Here is a 739-nt window from a genome sequence, read left to right as displayed (position 1 = left end):
TTGCTGAATCTGGACACTTAAGCCATAAGCTGTATCGGACTCGATCAAAGGAACTCGCATGAATGTTCAGCTCGGAACGTCCCTCCCCGTCGCAACTACCGCTGATCAGTTTCCGGTGTTCGTGGCCGGTATGGACGACCCGATCAAGCCGGTTCAGGACAAGCTCACTCCCGACGGCCGTGTGAAGTATTCGACTGGTGCACTGCTTCGAGTTGCGCGCAAAGATGGAACTGTCGCGACGGATAAGACAGCATCCGTGCACGTCATCAATCCGCCGAACGAGCCGTTCAGTTTCGGCACGATCTATCGAGCAGAAGGCCTTGTCTGGGTGCAGCCCTACATGACGGGAATGGATCGTCTCGCACTGTCCATCACGGTCGAGAACCTGGTTCCAATGCCTGCGGCGGCCGTCTCCGCACCTGCTCGTAAGAGCGCGGACGCATGACAAAGCTGGTTTCACGAATCGCGATACCGATTGTTGCCTTGCTAGTCGGACTGATTGTTGGCCTGAATATTGTTGGCACACAAGACATTAAGCTTTCCAGCGGAATGCAAGAGCGTCGGGACTCATGGGCTGAACGAACGGTGACCTGGTGCAGATCTCCTCTTCCGACAGGTTCTGTTCCATCTGTCAGTGCATGCAGAGAGATACCGGGATACGTCCGAGTGAGTCCGGAATTGAGCGCCGATGGGATCCAGTGGACTAACCCCAATGGAAAGGTCATCACGTCGCCGTACT

General features: G+C 55.5%; 2 protein-coding genes. Both read left to right on the top strand.

Features of this window, described 5'->3' with window-relative positions:
• Positions 1 to 58 precede the first annotated feature (58 nt).
• Positions 59 to 445, top strand: coding sequence for a hypothetical protein (locus CVH10_RS16845; protein ID WP_011197454.1), 387 nt, complete (start codon positions 59 to 61; stop codon positions 443 to 445).
• Positions 442 to 739: hypothetical protein (locus CVH10_RS26575; RefSeq protein ID WP_219924727.1), on the top strand; the 298-nt coding region annotated here is incomplete at its 3' end. The genes CVH10_RS16845 and CVH10_RS26575, both read left to right, overlap by 4 nt.

Source organism: Halomonas sp. ND22Bw (genome assembly GCF_003011945.1).
Classification (GTDB): Bacteria; Pseudomonadota; Gammaproteobacteria; order Pseudomonadales; family Halomonadaceae; genus Halomonas; species Halomonas halophila.
Note: the sequence above shows the minus strand (reverse complement) of the source record. Positions and strands in the feature narration are given on the sequence as shown.